The 24,514-nt window shown below is 36.5% G+C and carries 26 protein-coding genes; 12 read left to right on the plus strand and 14 right to left on the minus strand.

What is annotated here, in order from left to right:
• Positions 1–9: 9 nt before the first annotated feature.
• The 6 genes from MSWAN_RS12865 to MSWAN_RS00595 form a co-directional block, all read right to left on the minus strand.
• The gene (locus tag MSWAN_RS12865; RefSeq protein WP_161597476.1) at positions 10–252 is read right to left on the minus strand and encodes a hypothetical protein; all 243 of its coding nucleotides are present in this window, start codon (positions 250–252) and stop codon (positions 10–12) included.
• Complete coding sequence (locus tag MSWAN_RS12995) at positions 228–353, minus strand: formate/nitrite transporter family protein (protein WP_144011532.1); 126 nt, start codon at positions 351–353, stop codon at positions 228–230. The genes MSWAN_RS12865 and MSWAN_RS12995 overlap by 25 nt, the downstream gene beginning before the upstream one ends.
• 668 nt (positions 354–1,021) lie before the next feature.
• Positions 1,022–1,906 carry a CBS domain-containing protein gene (locus tag MSWAN_RS00580; protein WP_013824666.1) on the minus strand — a complete coding sequence of 295 codons (885 nt, stop codon included), beginning with the start codon at positions 1,904–1,906 and terminating at the stop codon, positions 1,022–1,024.
• Positions 1,907–2,116: 210 nt separating this feature from the next.
• Positions 2,117–3,121 carry a GTP 3',8-cyclase MoaA gene (moaA, locus tag MSWAN_RS00585; protein ID WP_013824667.1) on the minus strand — a complete coding sequence of 335 codons (1,005 nt, stop codon included), beginning with the start codon at positions 3,119–3,121 and terminating at the stop codon, positions 2,117–2,119.
• Complete coding sequence (gene mobB, locus MSWAN_RS00590; protein WP_013824668.1) at positions 3,102–3,809, minus strand: molybdopterin-guanine dinucleotide biosynthesis protein B; 708 nt, start codon at positions 3,807–3,809, stop codon at positions 3,102–3,104. The genes moaA and mobB overlap by 20 nt, the downstream gene beginning before the upstream one ends.
• A 311-nt stretch (positions 3,810–4,120) precedes the next feature.
• A complete protein-coding gene (locus MSWAN_RS00595) occupies positions 4,121–5,338 on the minus strand; it encodes a molybdopterin molybdotransferase MoeA (RefSeq protein WP_013824669.1) in 1,218 nt (405 codons plus the stop codon).
• Between the two features lie 468 nt (positions 5,339–5,806).
• On the opposite strand from MSWAN_RS00595, the gene MSWAN_RS00600 reads away from it, so the two are divergent.
• From MSWAN_RS00600 to wtpC, 12 genes are all read left to right on the plus strand, one after another.
• Positions 5,807–6,262 carry a 4Fe-4S binding protein gene (locus MSWAN_RS00600; protein ID WP_048187785.1) on the plus strand — a complete coding sequence of 152 codons (456 nt, stop codon included), beginning with the start codon at positions 5,807–5,809 and terminating at the stop codon, positions 6,260–6,262.
• Positions 6,252–7,316: a tungsten-dependent formylmethanofuran dehydrogenase subunit FwdF gene (fwdF, locus tag MSWAN_RS00605; protein ID WP_013824671.1), complete on the plus strand. Its 1,065-nt coding sequence runs from the start codon at positions 6,252–6,254 to the stop codon at positions 7,314–7,316. Before MSWAN_RS00600 ends, fwdF begins: the two co-directional genes overlap by 11 nt.
• Positions 7,317–7,326: 10 nt before the next feature.
• Positions 7,327–7,557, plus strand: coding sequence for a 4Fe-4S binding protein (locus tag MSWAN_RS00610; protein WP_013824672.1), 231 nt, complete (start codon positions 7,327–7,329; stop codon positions 7,555–7,557).
• Between the two features lie 9 nt (positions 7,558–7,566).
• Positions 7,567–8,097, plus strand: coding sequence for a molybdopterin dinucleotide binding domain-containing protein (locus MSWAN_RS00615; protein ID WP_013824673.1), 531 nt, complete (start codon positions 7,567–7,569; stop codon positions 8,095–8,097).
• A gap of 12 nt (positions 8,098–8,109) precedes the next feature.
• On the plus strand, positions 8,110–9,450 hold the full coding sequence (locus tag MSWAN_RS00620) for a formylmethanofuran dehydrogenase subunit B (RefSeq protein WP_013824674.1): 1,341 nt from the start codon (positions 8,110–8,112) through the stop codon (positions 9,448–9,450).
• Between the two features lie 8 nt (positions 9,451–9,458).
• Positions 9,459–11,177, plus strand: a complete 1,719-nt coding sequence (locus tag MSWAN_RS00625) for a formylmethanofuran dehydrogenase subunit A (protein ID WP_013824675.1) — start codon at positions 9,459–9,461, stop codon at positions 11,175–11,177.
• A 14-nt stretch (positions 11,178–11,191) separates the two neighbouring features.
• Positions 11,192–12,001 (plus strand): formylmethanofuran dehydrogenase subunit C, encoded by an 810-nt coding sequence (locus tag MSWAN_RS00630; protein WP_013824676.1) that lies wholly within the window; start codon positions 11,192–11,194, stop codon positions 11,999–12,001.
• A gap of 100 nt (positions 12,002–12,101) precedes the next feature.
• Positions 12,102–12,395 (plus strand): DUF2097 domain-containing protein, encoded by a 294-nt coding sequence (locus tag MSWAN_RS00635; RefSeq protein WP_048187787.1) that lies wholly within the window; start codon positions 12,102–12,104, stop codon positions 12,393–12,395.
• Positions 12,396–12,460: 65 nt separating this feature from the next.
• Complete coding sequence (locus MSWAN_RS00640) at positions 12,461–12,778, plus strand: DUF2097 domain-containing protein (RefSeq protein WP_013824678.1); 318 nt, start codon at positions 12,461–12,463, stop codon at positions 12,776–12,778.
• A 296-nt stretch (positions 12,779–13,074) separates the two neighbouring features.
• The gene (wtpA, locus tag MSWAN_RS00645; protein WP_013824679.1) at positions 13,075–14,127 is read left to right on the plus strand and encodes a tungstate ABC transporter substrate-binding protein WtpA; all 1,053 of its coding nucleotides are present in this window, start codon (positions 13,075–13,077) and stop codon (positions 14,125–14,127) included.
• A gap of 181 nt (positions 14,128–14,308) precedes the next feature.
• On the plus strand, positions 14,309–15,100 hold the full coding sequence (gene wtpB, locus MSWAN_RS00650; RefSeq protein ID WP_013824680.1) for a tungstate ABC transporter permease WtpB: 792 nt from the start codon (positions 14,309–14,311) through the stop codon (positions 15,098–15,100).
• Entirely contained in the window at positions 15,087–16,133 is a 1,047-nt protein-coding gene (gene wtpC, locus MSWAN_RS00655) for a tungstate ABC transporter ATP-binding protein WtpC (RefSeq protein WP_013824681.1), read from the plus strand. The genes wtpB and wtpC overlap by 14 nt, the downstream gene beginning before the upstream one ends.
• Before the next feature lie 22 nt (positions 16,134–16,155).
• Here wtpC and MSWAN_RS00660 read toward each other — a convergent pair whose 3' ends face one another.
• The 8 genes from MSWAN_RS00660 to MSWAN_RS00695 form a co-directional block, all read right to left on the minus strand.
• Complete coding sequence (locus MSWAN_RS00660; RefSeq protein WP_013824682.1) at positions 16,156–17,241, minus strand: ATP-binding cassette domain-containing protein; 1,086 nt, start codon at positions 17,239–17,241, stop codon at positions 16,156–16,158.
• A gap of 1 nt (position 17,242) precedes the next feature.
• Positions 17,243–18,034, minus strand: a complete 792-nt coding sequence (locus MSWAN_RS00665) for an ABC transporter permease (protein WP_013824683.1) — start codon at positions 18,032–18,034, stop codon at positions 17,243–17,245.
• Positions 18,035–18,133: 99 nt separating this feature from the next.
• Positions 18,134–18,937, minus strand: a complete 804-nt coding sequence (modA, locus tag MSWAN_RS00670; RefSeq protein ID WP_013824684.1) for a molybdate ABC transporter substrate-binding protein — start codon at positions 18,935–18,937, stop codon at positions 18,134–18,136.
• A 265-nt stretch (positions 18,938–19,202) separates the two neighbouring features.
• A complete protein-coding gene (locus MSWAN_RS00675; protein ID WP_013824685.1) occupies positions 19,203–20,249 on the minus strand; it encodes a radical SAM/SPASM domain-containing protein in 1,047 nt (348 codons plus the stop codon).
• Positions 20,246–20,671 (minus strand): hypothetical protein, encoded by a 426-nt coding sequence (locus MSWAN_RS00680; RefSeq protein ID WP_013824686.1) that lies wholly within the window; start codon positions 20,669–20,671, stop codon positions 20,246–20,248. The genes MSWAN_RS00675 and MSWAN_RS00680 overlap by 4 nt, the downstream gene beginning before the upstream one ends.
• Before the next feature lie 136 nt (positions 20,672–20,807).
• Positions 20,808–21,830, minus strand: a complete 1,023-nt coding sequence (locus MSWAN_RS00685) for an XdhC family protein (RefSeq protein WP_013824687.1) — start codon at positions 21,828–21,830, stop codon at positions 20,808–20,810.
• Between the two features lie 789 nt (positions 21,831–22,619).
• Positions 22,620–23,402, minus strand: coding sequence for an ABC transporter ATP-binding protein (locus tag MSWAN_RS00690; RefSeq protein ID WP_013824688.1), 783 nt, complete (start codon positions 23,400–23,402; stop codon positions 22,620–22,622).
• Positions 23,399–24,418: a FecCD family ABC transporter permease gene (locus MSWAN_RS00695; protein ID WP_013824689.1), complete on the minus strand. Its 1,020-nt coding sequence runs from the start codon at positions 24,416–24,418 to the stop codon at positions 23,399–23,401. The genes MSWAN_RS00690 and MSWAN_RS00695 overlap by 4 nt, the downstream gene beginning before the upstream one ends.
• Between the last annotated feature and the right edge of the window lie 96 nt (positions 24,419–24,514).

The following is a 24,514-nucleotide window of genomic DNA, read 5'->3' on the forward strand; positions in this document are numbered from 1 at the left end:
TTTATCTCCTCATTTTTTTTGCAAATCATACATTGAATCATATTTGAAATCTTTCTCTTTTTCAATCGAAGAAAATAAAAATGAAAGATATGAAGATTTCACAAACCTTACCAATTTTCCAACAATTAAACTTTCGCTGTTCTTCTCAGGAATGTCCACCATTAGATACATGTACGGATATTTGCTCCACCAGATGATGTTACTTAATTTAGCAGGGATCATGTTGTTTATAAGAACTGTCCAGTACTCCACTCAGGAATATTTCTGACAGGTATAAAGAACATGTTTGCAACAACGTGTTCATCTGATGGCACGAAAGCCATTATTGGGACCATATTCCGATACTTTACCAACAATGTTATATCCGACCTCCTTCAATCTTCAATTAGATTTTCTATTTTTTTACCCGAATATAACATGGATATTATATGGATCTGGCTATGATCAATCTATCATGATCTTTCAGTAACTAATTTTTATTACAATGGATTAGGCACTGTTTTTTGGGATAATTAATCAAATCCTCCATGAATGTTCATGATATATTGGATATGAATGCTCTCCTAATAAGTAATATATAAATTTTTATGAAAAGAACCATTCCGAAAGGTTTATATCCGTTATGCAGGTTTCAGCATATAGATCATAAAAAGAACCAGATAATCAGGGGTTTAATCTGTTTATTAGGGATTAATATAATTCTTTAGAAGTAGTTTAACCAAATAATCCCTGGAGAATTCACTGAGAAAAGTAGAATATTCCTTGTCTTGCAGTGTTGAAATTATCGAAATGTACTATTTTACAACACGGATAATTTTTTTTAAAACAACCCATAACAAAGAGGAACCCAATTGAAGGGGCATATGGTGGACGAGTATTAAAACACCGCTTATTATCGTATTTATCTTTAAAATAATGTTAAAAACCTTACATGGAAGGATATGTAGTGTGGAGAGATTATTGATATGTTTATTTTAAGCAAGTTTAATTAGAAAAGATAGTTTAGACCCTTGCATGGTATTCAGTTCATAAAATCATTTTCTATGTTTAAAATATCGGTTTTTGTTACAATTCCGATGGGCTTTTCATTTTCATCAACTACAATAAGACGCCCAATTTTATTTTTGTTCATGATTTTAATGGCTTCTGGAATCATCACATCCCTTTTCACGGTTATTATGTACTTTGACATCAGTTTTGTTATTTTAAGATCTTTTTCTTCATTGGCAATTGCCTTTGTGATGTCAGTAAGCGTTAGAATTCCGACAACATCCGGACCTTCAATTACAGGTGCCCCACCTATTCCGTTATTTGATAAAATCCATGCTGCTTCTTTTATATCCATATGAGGTTCTAATGTTATGAGATTTTGGCTAGCAATTTCTATCACAGATTTGTTGGGGGTACTTTGTATATTCTTAATATTTAAAAGCAAAATGTTATCAGTGTCGTCTCTTCCAACAATAGTGCCATTCAACACAAGCTTATTAATAGGAGTTGGACCTACTATGATCTTATCTCCAAGATTGAGTTGCTTTATATTACCCATTACTTTTATTATAGCTTCACATCCTCCAGGGTGATGAATGCTTACAAATTCTATTTTAGTGACAGTTAAATTTTCTAATTTTTTTCCTTTTTTAAATAGGGGTACTGTTGCTTCTTCATCAGCTATGTTAATGTTTAAAGCATGATAAGCTTTTATAGTTGGTTTATATCCTCCTCTGGGACCTGGAATGCCTTTTACAAGGCCTAAACTCCTTAAATATTGCATTTGATTCCTTATGGTTCCAGGGTTACGGTTCATAACCAAGGCAATTTCTTCCCCTTTAACAGGCCGGTAATTTAATTTCTTGTAAAGATCAATCAAAATTTGTAAGATCTCTTTTTGGACTGATGTGAACATATTAAATCACCCTGAACAAGCTGTTATAATGTTATTGTGAATATTTAATGATTTAATAAATAGATAAATATTATGATATATATAAATTCTTCCGACTTTGGAATTAGTTGGTTGATGAATGATATTTTTTTTGTTACTGTAAAAATGAATGAAATAAAAGACTCAAAAATGAAAAAAATATAAGCTCAACTTAAAAAATCTAAAAATAAATTATCCAGATGAATCACATGTATCTTCATTAGAATCGGCATAAAATGGTTCTCTATTGTTTATTGCTTCTAAAAATACTTTTTTAAGTTCTTTATCAGAATAACCATTGTGCATGGGTTTTACAATGTCAACCAAATTGTCATTTCTAAGTAGGCACGGTTTTATCTTTCCATCAGGGGTTATCCTCAGTCTGGTGCAGTTTTTGCAAAATTGGGTATTGTCCATGGGCCGCACAACTTCGATTTCACCACCATCAACGAAATATTTCTTTCTGTCCTGCATAAAACGTCTTTTTTTAACCTTTGTTGAAATTTCAGCAAGTTCTCCTTCAAGTTCCCCCATATCGTAATGGTATTCATTGAGAAATTCTGATTCTTCACAGTTTTCGGTTTTTAAAAGCTCTATAAGCTGTAAAACAACCCCATTTTCCTTGCAGAACTGGAACATATCCCATATCTCATGGTCGTTTATTCCCTTCATCACAACCATGTTCACTTTAACCGGGTTGAGCCCTGCATCAATTGCTTTTTTTATCCCATCTCTTGCAAATTCCATGTAATCTCTCCTGGTTATGAAGAGGTAGGTTTCAGGGTTCAGGGTGTCAAAGCTAACATTAACCCGGTTTAAACCTGCTTTAAAAAGATCTTCTGCCAGCTTACCTAAAAGAACTCCATTGGTTGTGATTGAGATGTCCCGAAAGCCCACTGAAGCTATCCTGCGCACAATCTCAATTATATCATTTCTTACAAGGGGTTCTCCTCCAGATAGCCTTATCTTTTCTATACCCAGTTCCTTGGCAACTCTAACAATTCTTTCCATTTCCTCTGCTGTCATTTCATAGGCCCGGGGTACCATGCCGTCATGATGGCAGTAGAAACACTTCACGTTGCAACGGTTGGTTATGGAGATTCTCAGTGATATCAAGGGTCTTTTAAAATTATCCTGTATTTTATCCTTAAATTCACCCTCAATCCTGTTTAGGGGTTTATTCTTTCCTAAATTCATCTCTTATCAACAGCTCAATCTTTTTAAATTCGTCGACTCCAAATTCACCGGTTTTCAATGATTTAACCATTCCTGTGATAGTTTCCTTGACAAAGTCTCTCACGAATGGATTTAAAGGTATCAAGTGATTGTCGATCTTAAGAAGGACGTCGTCTGACTCTGTTTTGCATTGGGTATTAGCTTCTCCCTTGATGTTGGCACTTATAAATTCCGTGCAGTTGCTGAAACCGCATTTTTTACAGTTGAGATTCTGGATCGTTCCAAAACTTCTTTCATCTACAAGATCCACAAGGGATTTAACATCTTCATCATTCATTTCCATCACGTTCACATTTTTTATCGTGAACTCATCCTTAAAACTGGATGTTGAGACTTTAGCGTAGCTTAATTCTTTGAATCCTTCTAAAACCACAAAATCAATGTTTTTGATGAATTTCATCATGCTCAAAATGTCTTCAAGCTCTTTACTGTCTTTTAATGTGAAAAAAGTTTCTGCTCCCGTACCTACAACAATTTCAGCACCAGCATCCTTATGTTTGCCCGTATCGCTTTCGGCCATGTCGAAGCTGTGGTGGGAGTGTTTGACAGTTCCAACTTTAAATCCTCTATTAACAAGCTCCTTAACGATTTTGGTGACTAACGTGGTTTTACCCGTATTTTTTGTCCCTACAACTGTTATGATCTTCATTTTTACACCTTACAATTAACTTTTGGGATCATCAACGCAATTCATTGGATAATGAAAAATTCTACTGAATTTATTATTTGTCTATAAATTTTACTTATAAAATTATTGATCAAGATAGTTATAAAAAAAATAATATGGGTAACTTGAATGAATTCACTTAAAAGAAATAATTCACTTAAAAATCATTAAATTAGTGTTGGTGGATTAGATGAAGGCCATCACTTTATAAAAATAAAGTTAAGAATATCAGAACGATGAAATAAACATTTAATAAGATCTAATCTTAAAAGATTGTAAATAAAATTTTAGGTTCAACAGACTTTAAGGGAGCTGTACTTCAAAACTTTACATTTATCCCCTTTTTTGATTTCGCCAACACCTTCCTCTGCAATTATGTAACAATTCGAAAGGACTATGGATTTGTTTATTCCTGCTTTGGTTCTTATTGGATAAACTATACCTTTATCCTCTTTTAAATCAGCTCTTATGATGTTGTGTTTTTCTTTGGATGATCTGATATCGTTTCCAGCCACGTATTCAGTTAATGGGAATTCTTTTTGAATGTTTTGCATTTTAAGAATATAACTCCTAACAAAGGCATCGTACTGGACAGCTGCAGCGACAGGATAGCCTGAAAGCATGAAAACAGGTTTTTTGTTCACAACTCCGAAACCCACGGGTTTTCCAGGTTTGGCTGAAACTCCGTGTATTAAAACTTCTCCTAAACTATTTACTGCATCTATTACAAGGTCTCCTTTGCTTATTGCTGTTCCGCCAGTTGTTATAACTGCGTCATATCTACCTACTGCATCTTTCAATTCTTTAAGCAGTGTTCCAATATTGTCAGGACAGTTTATCAAGTAGGGTACTGCCATTGTATCTTCTATAAGACATTTTAAAGCATATCTATTAGAATTAATTATTTTGCCAGGTTTTAAATCTTTTGAAGGCTCAACCAATTCGCTTCCCGTTGTTATGATGCCTATTTTTGGTTTTTTAAATACTTCAACGGTTTTATGGCCTGCTGATGCAATTAATGCAACGTGATGAGGACCCAGTAATTGGTCTGCCTTTAAGATCACTTCTCCCCTTTTGAGGTCTTCTCCTTGGAATGATACATCTTTTTGAAATTTTAAGGATGAGTTAATCTTTATTTTGTTTTCTGATAGTTCCACGTGCTCATGCATAACGACAGCGTCAGAACCTTTGGGCATTGGAGCTCCTGTAGCTATTCTGAGCGCCTCTCCACTTTTCAAAACAGATTGATAAATTGAACCCGCCCCAATTTCACCTACAACATCAAGGTAAACTGGTTTTGATTTGGAAGCTTCCTTGGTGTCGTCTGCAATAACTGCGTATCCATCCATTGCAGCCCTATCAAATGGTGGAACATCTATTAAAACAGTCACTTTCTGGGCTAAAACCCTTGAATTTGCATCTTCAAGAGTTATTTTCTCTTTTTTAGGTTTTGTTTTTAAATCTTCAATTATATTCAAGGCTTCTTTTACAGGGATGAGTTCTGGATACATCAAAGCACCAACTACTATTTTTATTTTTAAGGATTACCCTCTATTATTTGGATAAACCTGATTTTTTTATAAGTACCTTAAAGAATTAATTTATTCTAACTTATTTTTTTTAAAAATTTTAAATAATTTTTTTAGTATTATACTTAAGTAAAATTAAAACTAACACGTGTTTTATCATGGTTATCTAAAATAAACTTAGTGGTATTAACTGTCTTAACAGTTTAACTTCAAAATTCTGAATTTTTCGATAGTTAAATTTGAATGTTTTGTTTGTTATTTATAAATCTGATTTAAGCATATTTTCTATTTTAAGAAGTAACTTCTTTTCAACAGTCCTTTTAAGAAATTGATATCCAAACATTTAAGTGTGATTACTACACAACAATATATATAATTTTCTTTTTTATTCCAGTAGCAATTTATATATTAATGGTAAAGAAAAGTGTAATCAACACACATGGTGTCCAAATGCCAAAACATATAATTTCAGGATTGAAGTATCTAGCAGCAGTTGAACTGATAAGGGAAGGGCATAATCAGAAAGAAGTCGCCCAAATGTTGGACATGGATAGATCAACCGTTTCACACTATTTAAATGGTAGAAATATTTCATGGAACTCCATAGAGATAGCGAAGTTGATTACAGAACTTTGTCCCAGGGACTTTTTGACTTTAGCCTATGCCCTCATGCAGGAAAAAGCAAGGATAATAATTAAAACTTGCTCAAAGAGAGAATACAAGGGAACGGTGAAGGATTCATGTATTGGTTGTGGACTTTGTGCAGACACATGTCTGATGAAAGCCATTGTGTTAAACGATCTTAAGGCACAAATAGATTCTAATTGGTGCTGTGGATGTCTCATGTGTAGGGAAACTTGCCCTACTAACTCAATAGAAATTTTGGAGGTAAAAAATGGTTTCTAATACGAAAGAGGTCAAAGCCAGGGACTTTGATATTGGAAGGTCAGCAGAAGAAAAGCGCGAGCTTTCTTTTAAAGATGACGTTTGTGTTGGTTGCGGTATCTGTGAAAAGATATGCCCAGTCGAAGCAATAGAACTTGGCGATATCGGCGCAATAGTAAGAACAGGTGCTGATGAATCCAAAATAAATGTAGATGAAGATAAATGTGTATTATGTGGTATGTGCAGTGTTGGATGTCCTGTAGATGCTTTAGACTTTAAAATAGACGAAAAATCCATAAAAGACATGGATATATATCCACATCTCTTATCATCCGCAGAAATTGAAGATGATACATGTATTTACTGCCGGGCATGTGAAACAGCATGTCCACGAGAAGCAATAACCATTGCAAGGGACTTACCAGATAGATCCAAACTCGTAACAGGTGAAATTGAGATAGATAAAGAAACATGCATAAATTGCGGTGTTTGTGAAGAGATGTGCCCTGCAGACGCAATAACAATAGATCACAAATTACCAACATCCGATGATCCTACGGTAGCCTCTGACATAAACGTTGACAAAGACAAATGTGTTTACTGTCTAGTCTGTAAAAAAGCATGCCCTGTTGACGCAATAAAAGCAGTCTGCAGAAGCTGTTCATACGGAGAATACGACTTAAACCCAGAAGATACTGAAATCAAAGGAAGTTCCTTTATAGATGAGGAAGCATGTGTGAACTGCGGATGGTGTCAGGAAATCTGTCCAGTAGACGCAGCAGAAGTCACCAAACCATTCGAGGGTGAATTATCAATTGATCAGGACACTTGTCAGGCATGCGGAGCATGTGTTGATATCTGCCCATGTAACGTACTCTCATTCCCAAGTTCCACCGAACCTGGAAAAATAGCTGAAAAAGTCAGTTCAGATGAGAAATACTGCATATACTGTGGTGCATGTGAAAATGTTTGCCCTGTTAAAGCAATAAACGTTAAGAGAACAGATATAAAACACACACCTACAAAGTCAAAATCATGGGGAAAGAGATTGGAATCTCTTAAAACTAAAACCTAAGGGTGATTAAATGGAACTTAAAGTAAATCAAGATAACTGCCTTGGCTGCGGTGTTTGTGTGGTTGCATGCCCGGTAAATGCATCCATCAGTCCAGAAGTAGCGGGTGGTCATGGATCTAAAACAACTGATATAATCATGATGGTTGAAAATGGAGTTATTAAACTATTTAGCCCAGATAAATGCACCAAATGCGGCACATGTCAACTTTTCTGCCCAACAGATGCAATCTGGCTGGAGTGAGGTGTTAGAATGACGTATGTGGATAAACCTACAGTTTCAAACGTTGTGAAACTTGAAGACCCCAACGTAGCAAAGGTCAATAAATTAGAGGTCATGCTCAACACAGGAACAGATATTTATCAAGGAGCCTGCAAAAAAAGAGGCTCTACCCTTAAAGATGAGTACAGGAAGGTTGCAGGAATAGCTTACATGGACCCAAAGGACATGGCCAAGTTAGGTGTTGCCAACTGGGAAAGTGTTCTTGTAAAATCTGACTGGGGTGAAGTTGTTGTTTACGCAGCACATTCAAGGGATGCACCCCACGAAGGAATGATATTCATTCCAAAAGGACCATGGGCAAACGTAATTGTGAGTCCTGAAACTTACTGCTGCAACGACCCAACTTACAAGGGAATCGACGCAACAGTTGAAAAAACTGACAAAGAAGTTCTTTTAATGGCTGACCTCATGAGGGCAGTTTACAAAAAATACGTTAAAACTGAAAAGGACGTTGGCGAGCTCTCTTCACTTGGAGAGATGCCTGTCTACAAAAAAAAATAAGGAGGACGTAACATGGCATACGAAGAACCTGTTACTGATTACGATAAAATCGTCGAAAACTGCACATGTGCATTTTGCGGAAGTAACTGTGACGATTTAGATTACCTGGTTAAAGATAACCACGTTGTTGGTGTAAGACATGCCTGCAGACTTGGTGCAAGTAAGATCATGGAAGACGAGGATCAGAGGTTATTAGTCCCAATGGTAAGGGATGAAAACGGTGAACTGGTTGAAGTTGACTGGGACACGGCTCTTGATAAGGCAGCTGAACTCATAGCAAACTCTGTAAGACCGCTATTCTACGGGTGGAGTGAAACTTCAATAGAATGTATGAAAAGAGGATTAGAGCTTACAGAATATGTTGGAGCAGTTATAGACAATCAAGCAACAATCTGCCACGGACCAACTGTCCAGGCAGTTCAGAACGTGGGATACCCCCTTATGACTCTGGGTGAAGTGAAAAACAGGGCAGACATGGTTGTTTACACTGGAAGTAATCCAATGAACGCACACCCAAGGCACCTTTCCAGGTACACAACATTCCCAAGGGGATGGTTCAGACAAAGAGGAAGATTCGACAGGACACTCGTTACATGGGATCCAAAATTCTCAGACACAGCAAAAATGTCGGACATATGGGTACCATTTGAAGAAAACGGTGACTACGAATTTGTAGATGCTATAAGAGCAGTTTTAAAGGGTAAAGAACTTAAAAAAGATGTTATTGCAGGTATACCCAAAGAAGACATAGTTGAACTCACCGAGGCAATGACCAAAGTTGAATTTGGAGCTCTTTTCTTTGGATTAGGATTAACCCACACCTTATCCAAACAGAGAAACATAGACATTGCAATTCAGCTTGTTCAGGACCTCAATGCATACACCAAATGGGTGCTTCTTCCAATGAGGGGTCACTACAACGTTAATGGATTCAACATCTTCTTATCCTACGAGATGGGATTCCCATACGGTGTTGACTTCTGTAGAGGATACCCAAGATACATGATAGGAGAAACAACAACCATAGACCTCTTAAACAGGAAAGAACCCGACGTATTCATGGTAATAGCTGCAGACCCTGGTGCACACTTCCCTGGTGGGGCCCTTAAACACCTTACAGAAATACCGGTCATCCAGATCGATATACACTGGGGACCATCAACAGAAATTGCAGATATCGTACTTCCAGGAACTTTCATAGGTGTGGAAACTGCAGGAACCAGCTATAGGATGGACTCAGTCCCAATTCACATGAAAAAAGCCATAGATCCACCTGAAACATGTAGGGAAGATGAATGGATCGTAAATGAGTTATTCCAAAGGGTTAAGAAAATAAAGGAAGCTAGTAAATAGGTGATCTCATGGAAAGCATATTAAAAAATGGTATAGTATATGATCCAACTAACAACATAAAAGGTGAGAAGAAGGACGTAATGATCCGCGATGGAAAGATCGTTGACAGCGTCTCTTCTGATGCTCAAGTAATTGATGTTACAAACAAACTGGTAATGGCTGCAGGTGTAGATGTTCATTCCCACATTGCAGGTCCTAAACTCTGTGTTGGAAGACTTTACAGGCCAGAAGATGAAAGAAGAGGGGTGAAAGCTAAAACAGCAACTGCAAGGGCTGAAACAGGGTTTTCAATACCAAGCTGTCCTGCAACCGGATACAGATACTCAAAAATGGGTTACGGAACAGTTGCAGAGGCTGCAGTTCCACCACTTGAGGCAAAACACACCCATGAAGAAATAATGGCCATTCCAAACATAGACATTTCACCACTCGCTCTGTTTGGAAACAATTGGTTTGTACTGCAGTTTGTTAAAGAGGGAGATCTCGAAGGTTTAGCAGCATTCGTATCCGCATGGCTCAAAATAAGCAAATGTTATGGAATGAAAGTTGTTAACCCCTGTGGAAGTGAAGCATGGGGCTGGGGTATGAACGTACATGGAATTGACGACCCTGCACCATACTGGGATGTAACTGGTAGACAAGTTATGGTAGCATTGACAAAGGTAAATGAAATGCTTGGACTACCACATTCCATGCACATACACACTAACGACCTCGGACACCCAGGAAACTATAAAACAACCCTGGAAACCATGAAAGCTGTTGAAGACCTGAAGAAAAATCCTTCAGTAAGCAGGAACCAGATAATGCACTGTACCCACCTTCAGTTCCATGCCTACGGAGGTACTACGTGGAGAGATGCTAAATCTGGTGCAAAGCCACTTGCAGATTACATAAACAAACACGACCACATTACATGTGATGTAGGGCAGGTAACTCTTGATGAGACCACAACCATGACTGCAGACGCACCAATGGAATACGATCTCTACAAACTCAGCGGTTTAAAATGGGCCAATAAGGACATTGAACTTGAAACAGCATCTGGTTTAATACCTTGCATATACTCTGGAAAAGCACCAGTTAGCTCATTACAATGGGCTATTGGATTAGAGTTATTCCTCATGATAGACGACCCATGGAAGGTTGTTCTCACAACAGACAGTCCTAACGCAGGTCCATTCATAAGATACCCAAGAATCATCTCCTGGCTCATGAGCAGTGACCGTAGGACTGAGATGATTGAAAACAAAGAAGTACACAAATGGGTAAGTAAAAGAACTGATCTACCAACACTTGACAGGGTTTACGATTGGAATGACATAGCAACAGTAACAAGGTCTGCACCTGCTAAAATTTTAGGATTTGAAGAGAGAGGACACTTAGGTGTTGGAGCAAACGCTGATGTGGCAGTTTACGATATTGAACCAGAAAACTTCGACCCAACCAAAGCTGCAAACGCTGCAGTGGTAGAAGATGTATTGGGAAGAGCTTTATACACAATTAAAGATGGTCAGATCCTTGTTAAAGATGGTGAAATCGCAAAAGTAGTTCCAAGTCGCCATTTATGGACCAACATACAGGGATTCGAACAGCAAGAGAAAAAGGTGCTTGAAGATATCATGCCGATGTTCAACAAGTATTACACCATCAAATTTGAAAACTACAAGGTACACGATCACTACATAGAACCTTCAATTGAGTACAAGGTTAAAGCAAGTAAATAAGAAGGAGTGTTTAAATGAAAACTATAACATTAACTCCAAAAAAATTTTCCAGCATAGCTCTGGAATTTGATGAACTTATTCCGGATAAGATATATAACTGGACCAAAGAAGATCTAGAAAAATATCAGGTACCAAGGGGGAATTCAAGATTCCCATTGAGTGACTACTTTGATATTCAGGTAGAAGGTTCTGCTGAAGGTCCAGAAGAAGTCAAAATGATATGTGATGGAGATATGGGCAGAGTCAAATATATAGGATGTAAAATGGGTGCCGGAGAAATAATAGTCAACGGTGATGCAGACATCCACGTTGGTGCAGAGATGGAAGGTGGTTCCATTACAGTAAATGGAAACACAGAAACTTATCCTGGCAGGGAAATGAAAGGTGGAAGCCTGGAAATCATGGGTAACGTTAAGGAGTACTGTGGAACTTCGTACATCGGTGAATGGAGAGGTATGAGTGGTGGAGTTATAAAAGTCCACGGAAACGCAGGAAAACAACTTGCAGACTGTATGTCTGGCGGTGAAATTTACGTTGACGGTGACTGTGACATACTCGCTGGAATCCATATGACCAAAGGTTACATTGAAATAGGTGGAAATGTGACCCGATGGCCTGGTGGACAGATGAAAAATGGTACTATTGTTGTCAAAGGAAAACTTGGTAGATTACTTGAAGGTTTCGAACCAGAAGGAGTTTACACAAATCCTGAGGTCCACGGAAAACAGCTTCCGGGTAAGTACATAAAATACATTGGTGACATAGGGGTAGACGGAAAAGGAAGTCTTTGGCTCAACGCTGAGAAAAACAGGGACTTATTGTAAACTTTCTATTTTCTACTCTATTTTTTTTATTTTTTAGTTTTCAAATAATTTAATCAAACTTTTTATGCTTGAAGGTTCTATATTTTTATGGGTGATTTTCATGGAAGAAGAAATAAACTTAAAAGCTGATGAAGCACTGGATTACGTAAAAAACAATGTTGAAACATACGATACCCTTGAATTATCTTATAACAGGGTTTTCGTCCCTGCGGAAGTTCTTGATATAAATGTGGGCACAAAAAATGGTGAAAATAGTTTGAATCTTATGTTGAAGATGAAAGGTGAAATTATACATGAAACTGTACAATTAGACCTTGAGGAAGTAAAGGATGAACTCGTAGAGATAAGGCATGTAACAAATGATAAAACTACTGTGATTGTTGTTGAATCTTAAATTATAAATATAATGCAACTTAAAAATCTTGTTTATAAAAAAAAGCTTTATAAGAAGGTGTTTTAGTGGAAAGAACGTTAACAATGGACTGTGAAGATGCTATAAACTACGTAGAAGAGAATGTTGAAGTCTATGATGTCCTTGAATTGTCTTACCACAGGATTTTCACGCCTGGTGAAGTTTTAAGTATTGATACAGATGATCGAAAGGGTAAAAAAAGCTTCAGGGTAATGATACAAGTCGCAGGCGATCTGGTGTCCCAGAGCGTTGAGGTTGACCTTGAGGAAGTAAAGGATGATCTGGTTGAAATCAAGCACATACCAAAAAATGGAGAAGAAGCTACCATAATCACCATAGAAAGGTGCGAGACAGAAGTTGAATGAGTTTTCATTAAATATTTTTAGGAAATGTAATTATATTTTTGTTAAATAATCAAACTAGAACTTCAAACTAGAACTTTTTTCAAGTGTAACCTTCTTCTGGTTACAATAAATATTTAATCTTTATTTTTGAAAGTAGCAATGAGCTGCCTTAGAAAATGGGATGATTCTTAGTAAGTATTCATTGTATCTTAGACTATTCGAAATGCTTATATATACATCTCGTAAAATAGAAATATATCCCATTTTAGGGATGGTACTTATGGAGAATTAGTGAAATATCTTAAGGAGGTAAAATAATGGATAACAAGATGTTAGCAGTAATAATCATAATAATAATTGCTGTTATAGGGGTAGGTATTTATGCCTACAGTACATACAGCGGTAGCCAGGAAAAAGGCACTATAACTATATACGCAGCAGACAGCCTTGGACAGCAATTGAATGCAACTACTGCCAAATTTAAGTCGGAGCATCCAAATGTTGATGTGCAGATACATTACTCTGGAAGTCAGGCTGCAATTAAACAGGTGACAGACCTTAATAAATCCGCAGATATTATGGTTTCAGCGGATTATGGCCTTATAGACAAGCAGATGATACCAAATTATACCAGTTTCAACCTCAAATATGCAAGTAATGACTTGGTAATTGCATACACAGATAAAAGTAAAAACAGCAGCCAGATAAATGGAACCAACTGGTACCAGATCTTATCAACTTCTGGTGTTAAATTCGGTTTCAGCGATCCAAACGCGGATCCGGCAGGATACCGGGCAGTGATGATGATACAACTTGCAGATACTTACTACAACAACAGCACCATATTCAACAATCTGGTGGCTAATAACTCTGCAATTACATCACAGAAGAATGGCACTGGTTACATAATAAGTGCGCCAAGTAGTTTGAATCCAAGTTCCAACATCATGATCAGATCAGATGCAGCTCAATTAATGCCTTCATTAGAATCTGGTGACATAGACTATGTTATCACATACAAAAACATTGCAGAGCAGCAGAAAAGTTCAGGTGTTAAGTATATGGAACTTCCTGGTGAATTGAGCTTAAACAACACAAACTATACCTCAGATTACAATAAAATAAGCTTAACAGAGTTCAGTGGTAGCAATCAGAGCAAAGTAATAAAATTATCGCCAATAGTTTACGGTATCACGGTGCTTAACAATGCTCCAGAGAGACAACTTGCAATAGAGTTTGTACAGCTTTTATTAAGCCCTACAGGTACACAGATAATTCAGGACAGCTTCCAGAACCCAATAAGTCCTGCGATAGCAACTAACGACTCCAGTAATATTCCAAGTGCACTTCAGCAGTACGTTAAAACTTAAACGTAACTAGGAAGACCTTTAATTTGGGGATGATATTAATCTCCTTATCCTATTTTTTTTTAAATAATGTAGATTTACATTTCGAAAGGATATTTTACAATTCGAAAAAGATATATTCAAAACATATAAAATAGTAAACAACAAGTTTTTTAGTATTTTTTAGTAATTTTGGAGATTTAACATGCGGAAAATAGATTATACCACTGTTTTTTTTGCCATAATGGGATCCTTTATGGTTTTATTTATTTTTATTCCGATAGCTAATTTAATAGTTTCTTCAAACCTCTCTTCTATTTTAAGCAATCTTCAGGATAGCCAAGTGATGAGTTCCATTTTTGTCAGCATATATTCTGCACTTATAGCAACACTGATAGCCCTTCTTTTTGGTGTACCTCTCGCATATGTTCTTGCAAGGCACGATTTTACTGGAAAAGGATTTGTGGAGTCAATAATTGATGTTCCTGTTGTAATCCCCCATACTGTTGTAGGTATAGCACTTCTGCTTGTTTTTTCTTCCACAGGCGTACTGGGAATGCCTTTGAATAAGTTAGGACTTGTTTTTGTAGATGCATTTCCAGGGGTTGTCATTGCAATGCTGTTTGTAAGTGGTTCATTTGTTGTTAACTCTGCAAGGGAAGGATTTGAAAGCATTGACCCCAGAATGGAAAAAGTGGCTAGAACACTGGGTTGCGGGAGCTTAAGAACCTTTTTCACCATAACACTGCCATTAGGATTGAGAAATATTGTGGTGGGGGCCATAATGTGCTGGGCAAGGGCAGTAAGTGAATTTGGAGCCCTTGTAATATTGGCATATTATCCAATGGCCGCACCAACCCTCATATACCAAAGATTTTCCGATTTTGGATTATCTGAATCAACACCAGTTGCGGTTATACTTGTATTAATATGTTTAACGGTCTTTATAGCGGTTAGAGTGCTTATAAAAGGATGGAGAACCTATGATAAAAATTGAAGATCTTTCAAGGGACTGGAAAGAATTTAAGTTAAATTCCATAGAACTGCAGGTGGAAGATGGTGAATATTTCGTAATTTTAGGTCCAAGTGGATCTGGTAAGACCATGCTTCTGGAAACAATTGCAGGAATGTGGAACCCCGACTCTGGGAAAATTTATATGGATAACCAGGAGGTCACACGGCTTCCTCCAGAACAGAGAGGAGTTGGATTTGTTTACCAGGATTACATGCTTTTCCCACACAAAACAGTGTTTGAAAACATTGCATTTGGACTAAAATTAAGAAAAGTCAGTAAAGAAGAGATAAAAACCCAAGTAAATGAAATGATGAAACTTTTTGGTATTTCTGCTCTGGCAAATCGTTTACCAAGAACTTTAAGTGGTGGAGAACAGCAGAGAACAGCTTTAGCCCGGGCTCTTATTATATATCCTAAAGTTCTGCTTTTGGACGAGCCTTTGAGTGCACTGGATAAAAAAACAAGCGATGAGCTGATAAAACAGCTGAAAGAGGTACACAGGAAGTTTGACATCACTATCATACACGTGACCCACAACTTTGATGAAGCATTGATGCTTGCAGATAGAATAGCCATAATGAAAAAAGGTACAATTTCCCAGGTTGGGGACTCAGTTGAAATTTTCAGACATCCCGCCGATAAATTTGTAGCTGCTTTTGTAGGGGTGGAAAATATAATCAAAGGTGTTGCACGCATGGGTGCTGAAAAGATTACCATAGTGGATACAGGAAATATTCTGGTCTACTCTGCCGAACAAAAAACTGGAGATGTTCATTTAACCATAAGGCCCGAAGACATTACCTTATCACAGAAAAAAGTGATTACAAGTGCTAGAAATGCTTTTGAAGGAAAAATTAGGGAAATAACAGAAAATGGTGCTTTAATAAAATTAACTGTTGATGTTGGAGAACCTTTAGTGGTTTTCTTGACCCACAAATCATTTTTAGATCTTGAATTGAATATAGGTAAAACAGTCTGGGCAGAATTCAAGGCCACGGCCGTGCACATGTTTTGATATATCTTTTAACGTTACCTTTTTAAGATTCATATACATCTATTATTTTAACATTCAATGATTTAAAGCTTATATAAACTTCTTTTCCTTTCTCAATTTTTAAGAGATCGTAAGAACTAAGTGTTATCATACCCTTAAATACGGTACCATTTACGTTGGTTGCAACCCATACAGTTGGGCCTCTGACGATAAAATCCTCTACAACTCCTTTCATTTGGTTTCTTAATGATGATAAAAATGGTTCATTTGATATAATAATGTTCTCAGGCCTTACAGCCGCCAAAACATGTTCCTGTTTTGTTTTAGGTGGTGTGTCGGCGCTTCTAATTAGAATGTCGTTTTTTAATTTTACAGTTGTTATGCCATTTTTTATTTCTGTTACTGTACCCTCAAAGACATTGTGAACTCCTACAAAGTCTGCCACAAAGTTATGAGTTGGTTTGGAAAAAACATCCTGACAGGTACCCTGCTGGAGAATTTTACCATCTTTCATAACTGCCACTTGCTCTGCTAAGTTATAGACATCATTAAAGTTATGAGATACATGAATGCATGTAGTTTGGCAGTCTGTAATTACCTCTTTAATGAGTTTTGTAAGGTAAGCGTGTGTGTTAACATCCAGTGCAGCAAACGGTTCATCCATGAGCAGTATTTTAGGTTCAACAATAAGGGAACGTGCTATTGCAGTTCTTTGTTTTTCACCTCCACTGAGGGTTTCAGGATTTCTATCAAACAGATGATCTATTTTTAAGAGTTCAGCCATCTCTAAAACTTTGGATTTGATAATATCCTGATTTTTTATTTTTTTCTTCAGTCCATAAGCTATATTTTCAAAAATGTTCATATGGGGAAAGAGCATGTAATCCTGATAAACAATACTAATTCCTCTGTTTTCAGGGGTTAAATTGGTTATCTCATTCCCTTCAAGAAATATTTTACCATTATCTGGGTTGTAAAAACCAGCAATTGTTTCTAAAAGTACAGATTTACCGGATCCAGTTGGCCCTATAATTACCATGTAATCATTTTTGTTCAATTTAAGATTTGCATGGGCCAGATGGAACTCTCCAAGATCCACACTCACATTTTGAACCTCTAAAAACGTCATCTTAATTCATTCCTTTTATATTTTCATTTGAATATTTTTCTAGTGTAAATATGGCTACAAAAGATATTAAAACAAGTATTATCCCTGCTGTTATGGCCATATCTATATTTCCAAGTGATAAATTGAAATAAATGGCAATTGGCAAGGTTTCAGTTTTAAGGTAGGTTCCTCCGCCCACCAAAAGAACTGCAGCAAAGGTTCCGATGCATCGGGCCAGCGTAACCACAGAAGAAGCAAATATTCCATTTTTGGCTAAGGGTAGGGTTATATTTTTAAAAGTTTCAAACTCCCCATATCCCAAACTCCTGGAAACAAGTTCGTATCGGGGGTTGATGTAACTAAATGTAGAGTAAATTATTTTTACAGCGTATGGAAATGCAACAAAAAATTGGGCCACAATGATCCCTGTTGTTGTGAAAACAATATCTATACCTAAACTTCGCAGCAGGTTCCCAAATAAATTATTCCCAAACAGCATCAATAGGGCGATGCCCAAAACTATTTCTGGAAAAGCCATAGGAAGGTCTAAAATACTTTTTACTATACTTTTAAGAGGAAAAGAATATCGAGAAATGGAGTAAGCAGTTGGCACAGCCACCAACATCACAAGCACTACTGCAAGTATTGAGGTGGATAAGGTTAACTTCAGGGCTGTTAACATTTCATCTGAAAAAAGGGATTCAATGAATCCTTGTGGGGATGGAATTAAAAATATACTGCCTATAATTACGAACAAAAAGGAAGTAAAAATAAAGGATATGGATATAAAGGTAATTTCAAACTTGCTTTTCATTTTATCCCCTTCAAAGTTTTCCTAAATTAGGTGTGCAGGATTTTAGTTGAATTAACCTTCCATCATCCTTTTATTATATAAATCCTTTTTTTATATTATTTATTGATTCACAGGTTTAAATCCATGTTTCTCCCATATGGATAATCCTTCAGATGAGGTTATGTAGTTTTCAAATTTGGTGGCTGCATCTTTGTTTTGGGTGAAGCTGGTTAAACCTACACCTATTGTAGCAATAGCATTTTGGTCCTGTGGAATCTGAATCACGTCGATTTTGCCCTGGGCAGCACTTGTGTTTGCTATGTCCTCTGTTACTATGGCCGCGTCTACCTGTCCAGATGTTAGGTATGTTAATAACTGGTTTACGGTAGGGGCATAAACAACAACATTACTTTGAACTGCAGTTAGTTCTCCTGTTTTGTTCAATAGTTTTATACTCTCTTTACCTACAGCAGTAGCATTGGTATCTCCTAAAGCCACTTTAATGCCAGATTTACCCAAGTCTGTTACTGAAGTTATATTTTTAGGGTTTCCTTTTTGAACGGCTATAACAGGTATGTGGTAAACTATAGGTTTGACAGTGTCATTTATTATGTAACCCTTGTTTTTAGCATTGTCCATAAATGTTAAGTCTCCAGGAACTATAACATCCGCAGTTTTCTGTGTTTGTAATGCTGCAAAAAGCTCTCCGCTGTTACCATATTGTATATTAACTGTGGTTCCAGGGTTTTGTTTCTCGAAGCTAGTTTTTAATTCATTCATAGCACTCATAGTTCCAGCACCAGCAAGTACAGTGATATTACCTTGTGCACTGTTTCCGCCTGTTAAAAGTCCACTGGCATACAATCCAGCAACTACGACTAAGATCAATATAATAGCAATAACAGCTACTTGTTTTGAATCCATACTGTTTCGTCTCCTTATATAGTTTTAATATGGTTATGAATACTAATTCATTACCTATAGATAATTAAAAGACATGTATTTATAAACATATCGATTTTAAAAACCTCAAAGAAGTGGCGTTGATTTAAATAAAAAAATAAGTTAAACCACTTTTTGCACCTTAAATCTCAAAATAAATCTGAAGATGTGCTTAAAGTAGCTTTATCAGCGGAAAATCCATTTTAAGAATTCATCATTTGACAGAATCATTTCTAACAGAATCATTCTAAATTAAATCACATAAGAACAGCTCATCAAAAAATGGACATTTTCCCCTACAATCAGAGCTTTTGACACAGTTAAAACAATTTGATTTACAGTTGTTATCAACGTAGTTCCTGTAACCTGAAAATTGGTTCTGCCAAATATCCTCAAAGCTGAACTTTTTTAAGCTGTAACTGTAATCTGTGTTGTTACAGAAGGAGCACGGTGAAACATCCAGGTTCTCGCTTACGTAGACTGAGAAGAAACCGCATTCGCAGCTGTCTATCAGATTGTTATCGACATTTGTTCCCTTAAGCAAGCTTGGAACGAAACATGCATCAAAACCAATCTTTATTTCTGTAGTTGGATTATCAACCATTTTCAGAAATGATCTAAGTTTATCTGGTGATTTTATACTATCTCTGCTGTTTGCCCTGCCTGTGGGCTTGTAGGTTAGGAATATGATTGCATTGAAATCTTTGATGTAATCATCGTATTCCCCCTCTAGCATCTTGGTTGCCATTTCAATTGTCTTTTCAGAGATTACGTAGTGGATGTTGGTTTTGATTCCTTCATCAGCGAGGTGAGATCCAAGCTTTGAAAGCTCTTCAAGAGAGAGATTGTTCCTGTAGGGGTCCCATGAGATAGCCACAGAACCGCAGTACTTTCTGGTTGATTCAATGTTTTCTTGGTTGAAGAACCTTCCGCAGGTTGTGTAGTTGGGTATTATATTATGTTGTTCTGTAACCTCCAAAATCTCGTTAAACTTGGGATGGCGGAGCGGTTCCCCCCCTCCAAGTGCTACCTGGAATACACCGCCATATTTTTCGCTTGTAAGTTGATCGAGTACGAATTTATACTCTTCAAGTGACATGAACCTACCTTCTTCGTTACTTGATTTGTAGCAGTATTCACATGCGTTTGTACAGTAATTGGATATGGATATGTCTGCAAGTTCTGGCCAAGGAGCCATATAGGGGTTTTCAGATAAACTGTCTCCCCACCTGAAGGTTGCACCTGTCTCCCGAATGCAGATGAAGTTATATCCTTTGAAATGTTTTCGTATCATTGGCTGTCTCTTGGGTCCTCTTCACATTCACATTTTAACTCTTTGGTTTGGGTTGCTCCGACACCAAACAAGTCACTGCCTTTACCTTTAACAACTATCCAATTAATTAAATCCCACATTTCATCATTTGAGAGTTTGCTGAAGTCTGTTTTTTGTATTTCATCGGAATTTATGCTGTCATCAAGGAAAACAGATTTTCCCAAGCTGAATTTTTTGGTTGTGGTGTAGTACTCACGACCCATAATATTGGTTTTTATGCCTTCTTTTTCCAGTTCGTCCCTTAAAAATGTTAATAGTTGTACTTCTCCGTTTTTTTCACTATCTTTAAAGTGTTTTATGTTGTCTTCCAATACATCTTTTTCAGCTGTTAGTACAAAACTGGCTGAACTGCTGTTTGTAACGAAATCGCCTCGTATTTTCAAATTCAAGCCTCCACTTTGCTGTTTTTTTAATATTTTTGTTTTATTTAACAAAGAATTTTAAGTCTCTATTAAACTACTACTGTTAACTGTTTTATAAGATTTTTTTATTAAATAAAATCATGTTTTCAAACTCATTTTATCCCCTTCTTACCATTATAAGTTCTGCTACAATGCTAACGGCAATTTCTTGGGGTGTTTCTGCATTGATAGAAAGACCAATTGGGGAATAAACATTTGATATGATATCCTCACTGAATCCACACTTTTTCATGTGATCGAAAATCATCTTCACTTTTCTTTTGCTTCCTATCATACCTACATACTTCGTATCTCTTTTTAAAGATTCTCTTAATACATCTGCATCAAACTGGTGACCTCGAGTAACAATAACTACAAATTCGTTTCCAGAAAACTGTAAACTGTTAAAAACATCTGGAATTGGTTCAACGAGAATTTCATCGGCCTCGGGGAACCTCTCTTTGTTGGCAAATTCCGCACGGTCGTCGGTGACAACAACATAAAAACCTGCTATTTTGGCAAATTTCGCTATAAACTGTGAAATGTGCCCTGCTCCAAAAATATAAAGTGTTGGCAAATGGTTAAGGGTTTCAATAAGGATTTCATTGTTAACATAAATTTTTGAATCGTGTAAACGTTCCTGAAACACTTCTTTTTCATCCTCACTTATCTCAAAGCCAAAGGTGTTTTCATTTATCTCAGAGTCAAAAATATCTTCATTTTTTTCTATGATCGTTTTGAGAAATTTTTCGTTGTTGAACTGGGTTATGAGGACTCCATTTTTATCGGTTTTTTCCATGTATCCAAGGCGTCTGTAAATTTTGTCATATTTTTTAATTACAGGTTCCAAGAAAATATCAACATTTCCACCACATATCATATATTTGCCAACTACTTCTTCAGAATCCATTTTTATATGTATCATGTGGGGATTGTGTTCGCCCATTTGGGCCATGGCTTCTTTGTAAACATTAAACTCTAAACTGCCACCTCCTATGGTTCCATAAATTTTTCCATCTTCCCCTACAAACATTTTTGCACCCACGTTCCTTGGACCAGATCCTTCTTTTGTCACTATGGTTGCAATGGCGCCTGTTTTGTCACTATCCAAATAATTTCCGATAATTTCGTATATGTTCATAGTATCCCCTATTTCCTAATTTTTTTTTCAGTATGTTACTACCAGAAAATTTAAACATTGCCTTAAATTTTCACTAAATTCAATGTTGGAGGTAGTTCATAAACAGGATTATAGAAAATTTGATAAGGCAATGAAATTCAGGGTTTGTTTCACATATTTTCATAAGCTGACATCTATATATAATTGTACCGGTTGCCGGCAACCGCCTTCTGATACAAATTTTATTCAGACAACATTTTAATGTAAAGCAGTTATTTTGTTTGTAAAAAATGCAAAAGAGTTTTGAACGTTTCTGGGATGCATGAAATGTTATGAATGAGTTATCGTTGTAATTATCATTTCTGGTTATGAGTAAGCTTTCTTCGTAAATTTTTTAAGATGCTATTTTTTTCGGAGAGAATTTAATGGATTAATAGAACAATCTTAAACAAAAGAATTTTGATTTATATAATTCCATTAAAAAAAAGGGGTGTCAAAGACTTTTAAAAGAAATTCAAACATATGTCTAAAGTTAATGGATAAAAAAATATTATTTTATAATCTGCACAAAAGGAGATTATTTTTTGGATAAAGTTATTATAGTATATTAGTTACTAATTTTTGGCATTAATGTTATCTAATGAATTTGGATGCCTATTTTCACTATATTAATCCCCTAACTTATGATTGTTGAATATTCAAAATTTTAGGGGGGAAATCTATGCCAATTTAAAGAGCGGTTGTAAATATAATATGATGTTAACCCAGTACAAACCGCATTGTAAAATTCGATAAACTATGAAATATCATCTATTTTATCTGCATAGGAATACATGCTTTCCTTGTCTCGTCCACATCCATTACTTTAACATTTATTCCATAGGCATCTCTCATATTCTCTTCTGTTATGACATCCTCTGGACTTCCCATAGCCATAATAGAGCCCCTGTTCATGATGGCCACCTTGTTGGAAGAGAGGAATGCATGGTCTGGATAATGGGACGTCATTATAACGGATAACCCACTTTTTGATAACCTGTTTATAACTTCCAGGGTTCTTATTTGGTTTCCGAAGTCAAGGTGAGATGTTGGTTCGTCGAGCAGCAAAACTTGGGGCTGCTGGGCCAGAACCCTTGCCAGAAGTACGAGTTGCATTTCTCCTCCACTGATCTCAGTGTAGGTTTTATCCTTCAAATGAGATATATTAAGACTTTTAAGCGCTTTATCTGCTATTTTAAAGTCTTTTTCTCCGGGTGTGGATGTTAAACTTAGATGTGGTGCTCTTCCCATTAAAACCACATCAAAAACTGAAAATGCAAAGGTTGAACTGTGTGATTGTGGTATGTAACCAATTATCTTTGCCAGATCAACATTATCCATGGAATAAATATCCTTATTATTTAGGAAAATATTTCCTCTGTTTAATTTAAGCAGACCGTTTATACATTTAATTAATGTTGATTTACCGGTTCCATTTGGTCCCAGAATGCATAAAACATCTTTATTTTCAATTGAAAGGTTAATATCTTCAAAAATTTTCTTTTTCCCATTGTAAGAGAACTCTGCATTATTTATTTCCAATATTTTACTCATGACCAACCCTCATAACCTTTTTTAAGGAGATAAATGAAAAATGGGGCTCCAATTAATGCAGTTAATATTCCAAGCGGAATTTCAATGGATGTTGCTGTTCTGCAGACGTCATCCACAACTAATAAGAATACTGCACCTATTGAAATGCTTGCAGGTAGAAGTTTTTTATGATCCGGGCCAACAATCATTCTGGCTATGTGGGGTATTACAAGACCAACCCACCCTATAATACCACTTATACTAACAGCAGCGGAAGTTAGAAGGGTACAACAGAGAATTACTATTATTCTCAGTTTTTCTGTATCAACACCAAGAGATCTGGCTTCTTCATCACCCATAGAAAGAACGTTAAGTCTCCATCTAAGAAGGAGTAAAACAGTAAAACCAATTAACACGGGAATTATGATCATCATCACGCTGCTACTGTCAACTGTAGAGAGGCTGCCCATTAGCCAGTATACAATTTCAGGCAGCTTGCTTTCAGGATCTGCAACATATTTAATGCATGAAATGAGTGCTGAAAATAGGGATCCAATGGCTATTCCTCCAAGCACCATCATAAGCATGGTGTTTCCTTTAAAGCTTTTACTGAGAAAGTATGTAAGACTTACTGCAACGAGTCCAAAAATGAATGCGGTTACCTGGATCATCACAGTAGAGAAACTTAGTAAAATTGCCAGTGCTGCTCCAAAACCTGCACCTGCAGAAACCCCTAATATATCTGGGGATACTAGGGGGTTTTGGAATGTTCCTTGAAATGAAGCTCCTGATATGGATAAAGCTGCACCGACTATCATAGCTGCTACTATTCGTGGTAATCGTATATTCCAAACCACGGTGTAGATGGCAGAGGACAGGTTTGTTTTTATTGGTACAAAAACCGATACAATTGCCACCAAAACATCTGTAGGTGACACAGGATACCTTCCTATCAGGAATGATCCCAAAAATACAAGGATTGGCAGGAGGATCAATGCGGTTGTTGTTGTTATGGACCCTATTTTTGTCCTGTTCATTCGTTCACTCTTCTTTTTCTTTTTGCAGATTTGTTAAAATAATATAAGAAAGTTGGTCTAGGGTTAATTTACTTTGAATTTATCTAAAAGAATTTA

Source organism: Methanobacterium paludis (assembly GCF_000214725.1).
GTDB classification, from domain to species: Archaea; Methanobacteriota; Methanobacteria; order Methanobacteriales; family Methanobacteriaceae; genus Methanobacterium_C; species Methanobacterium_C paludis.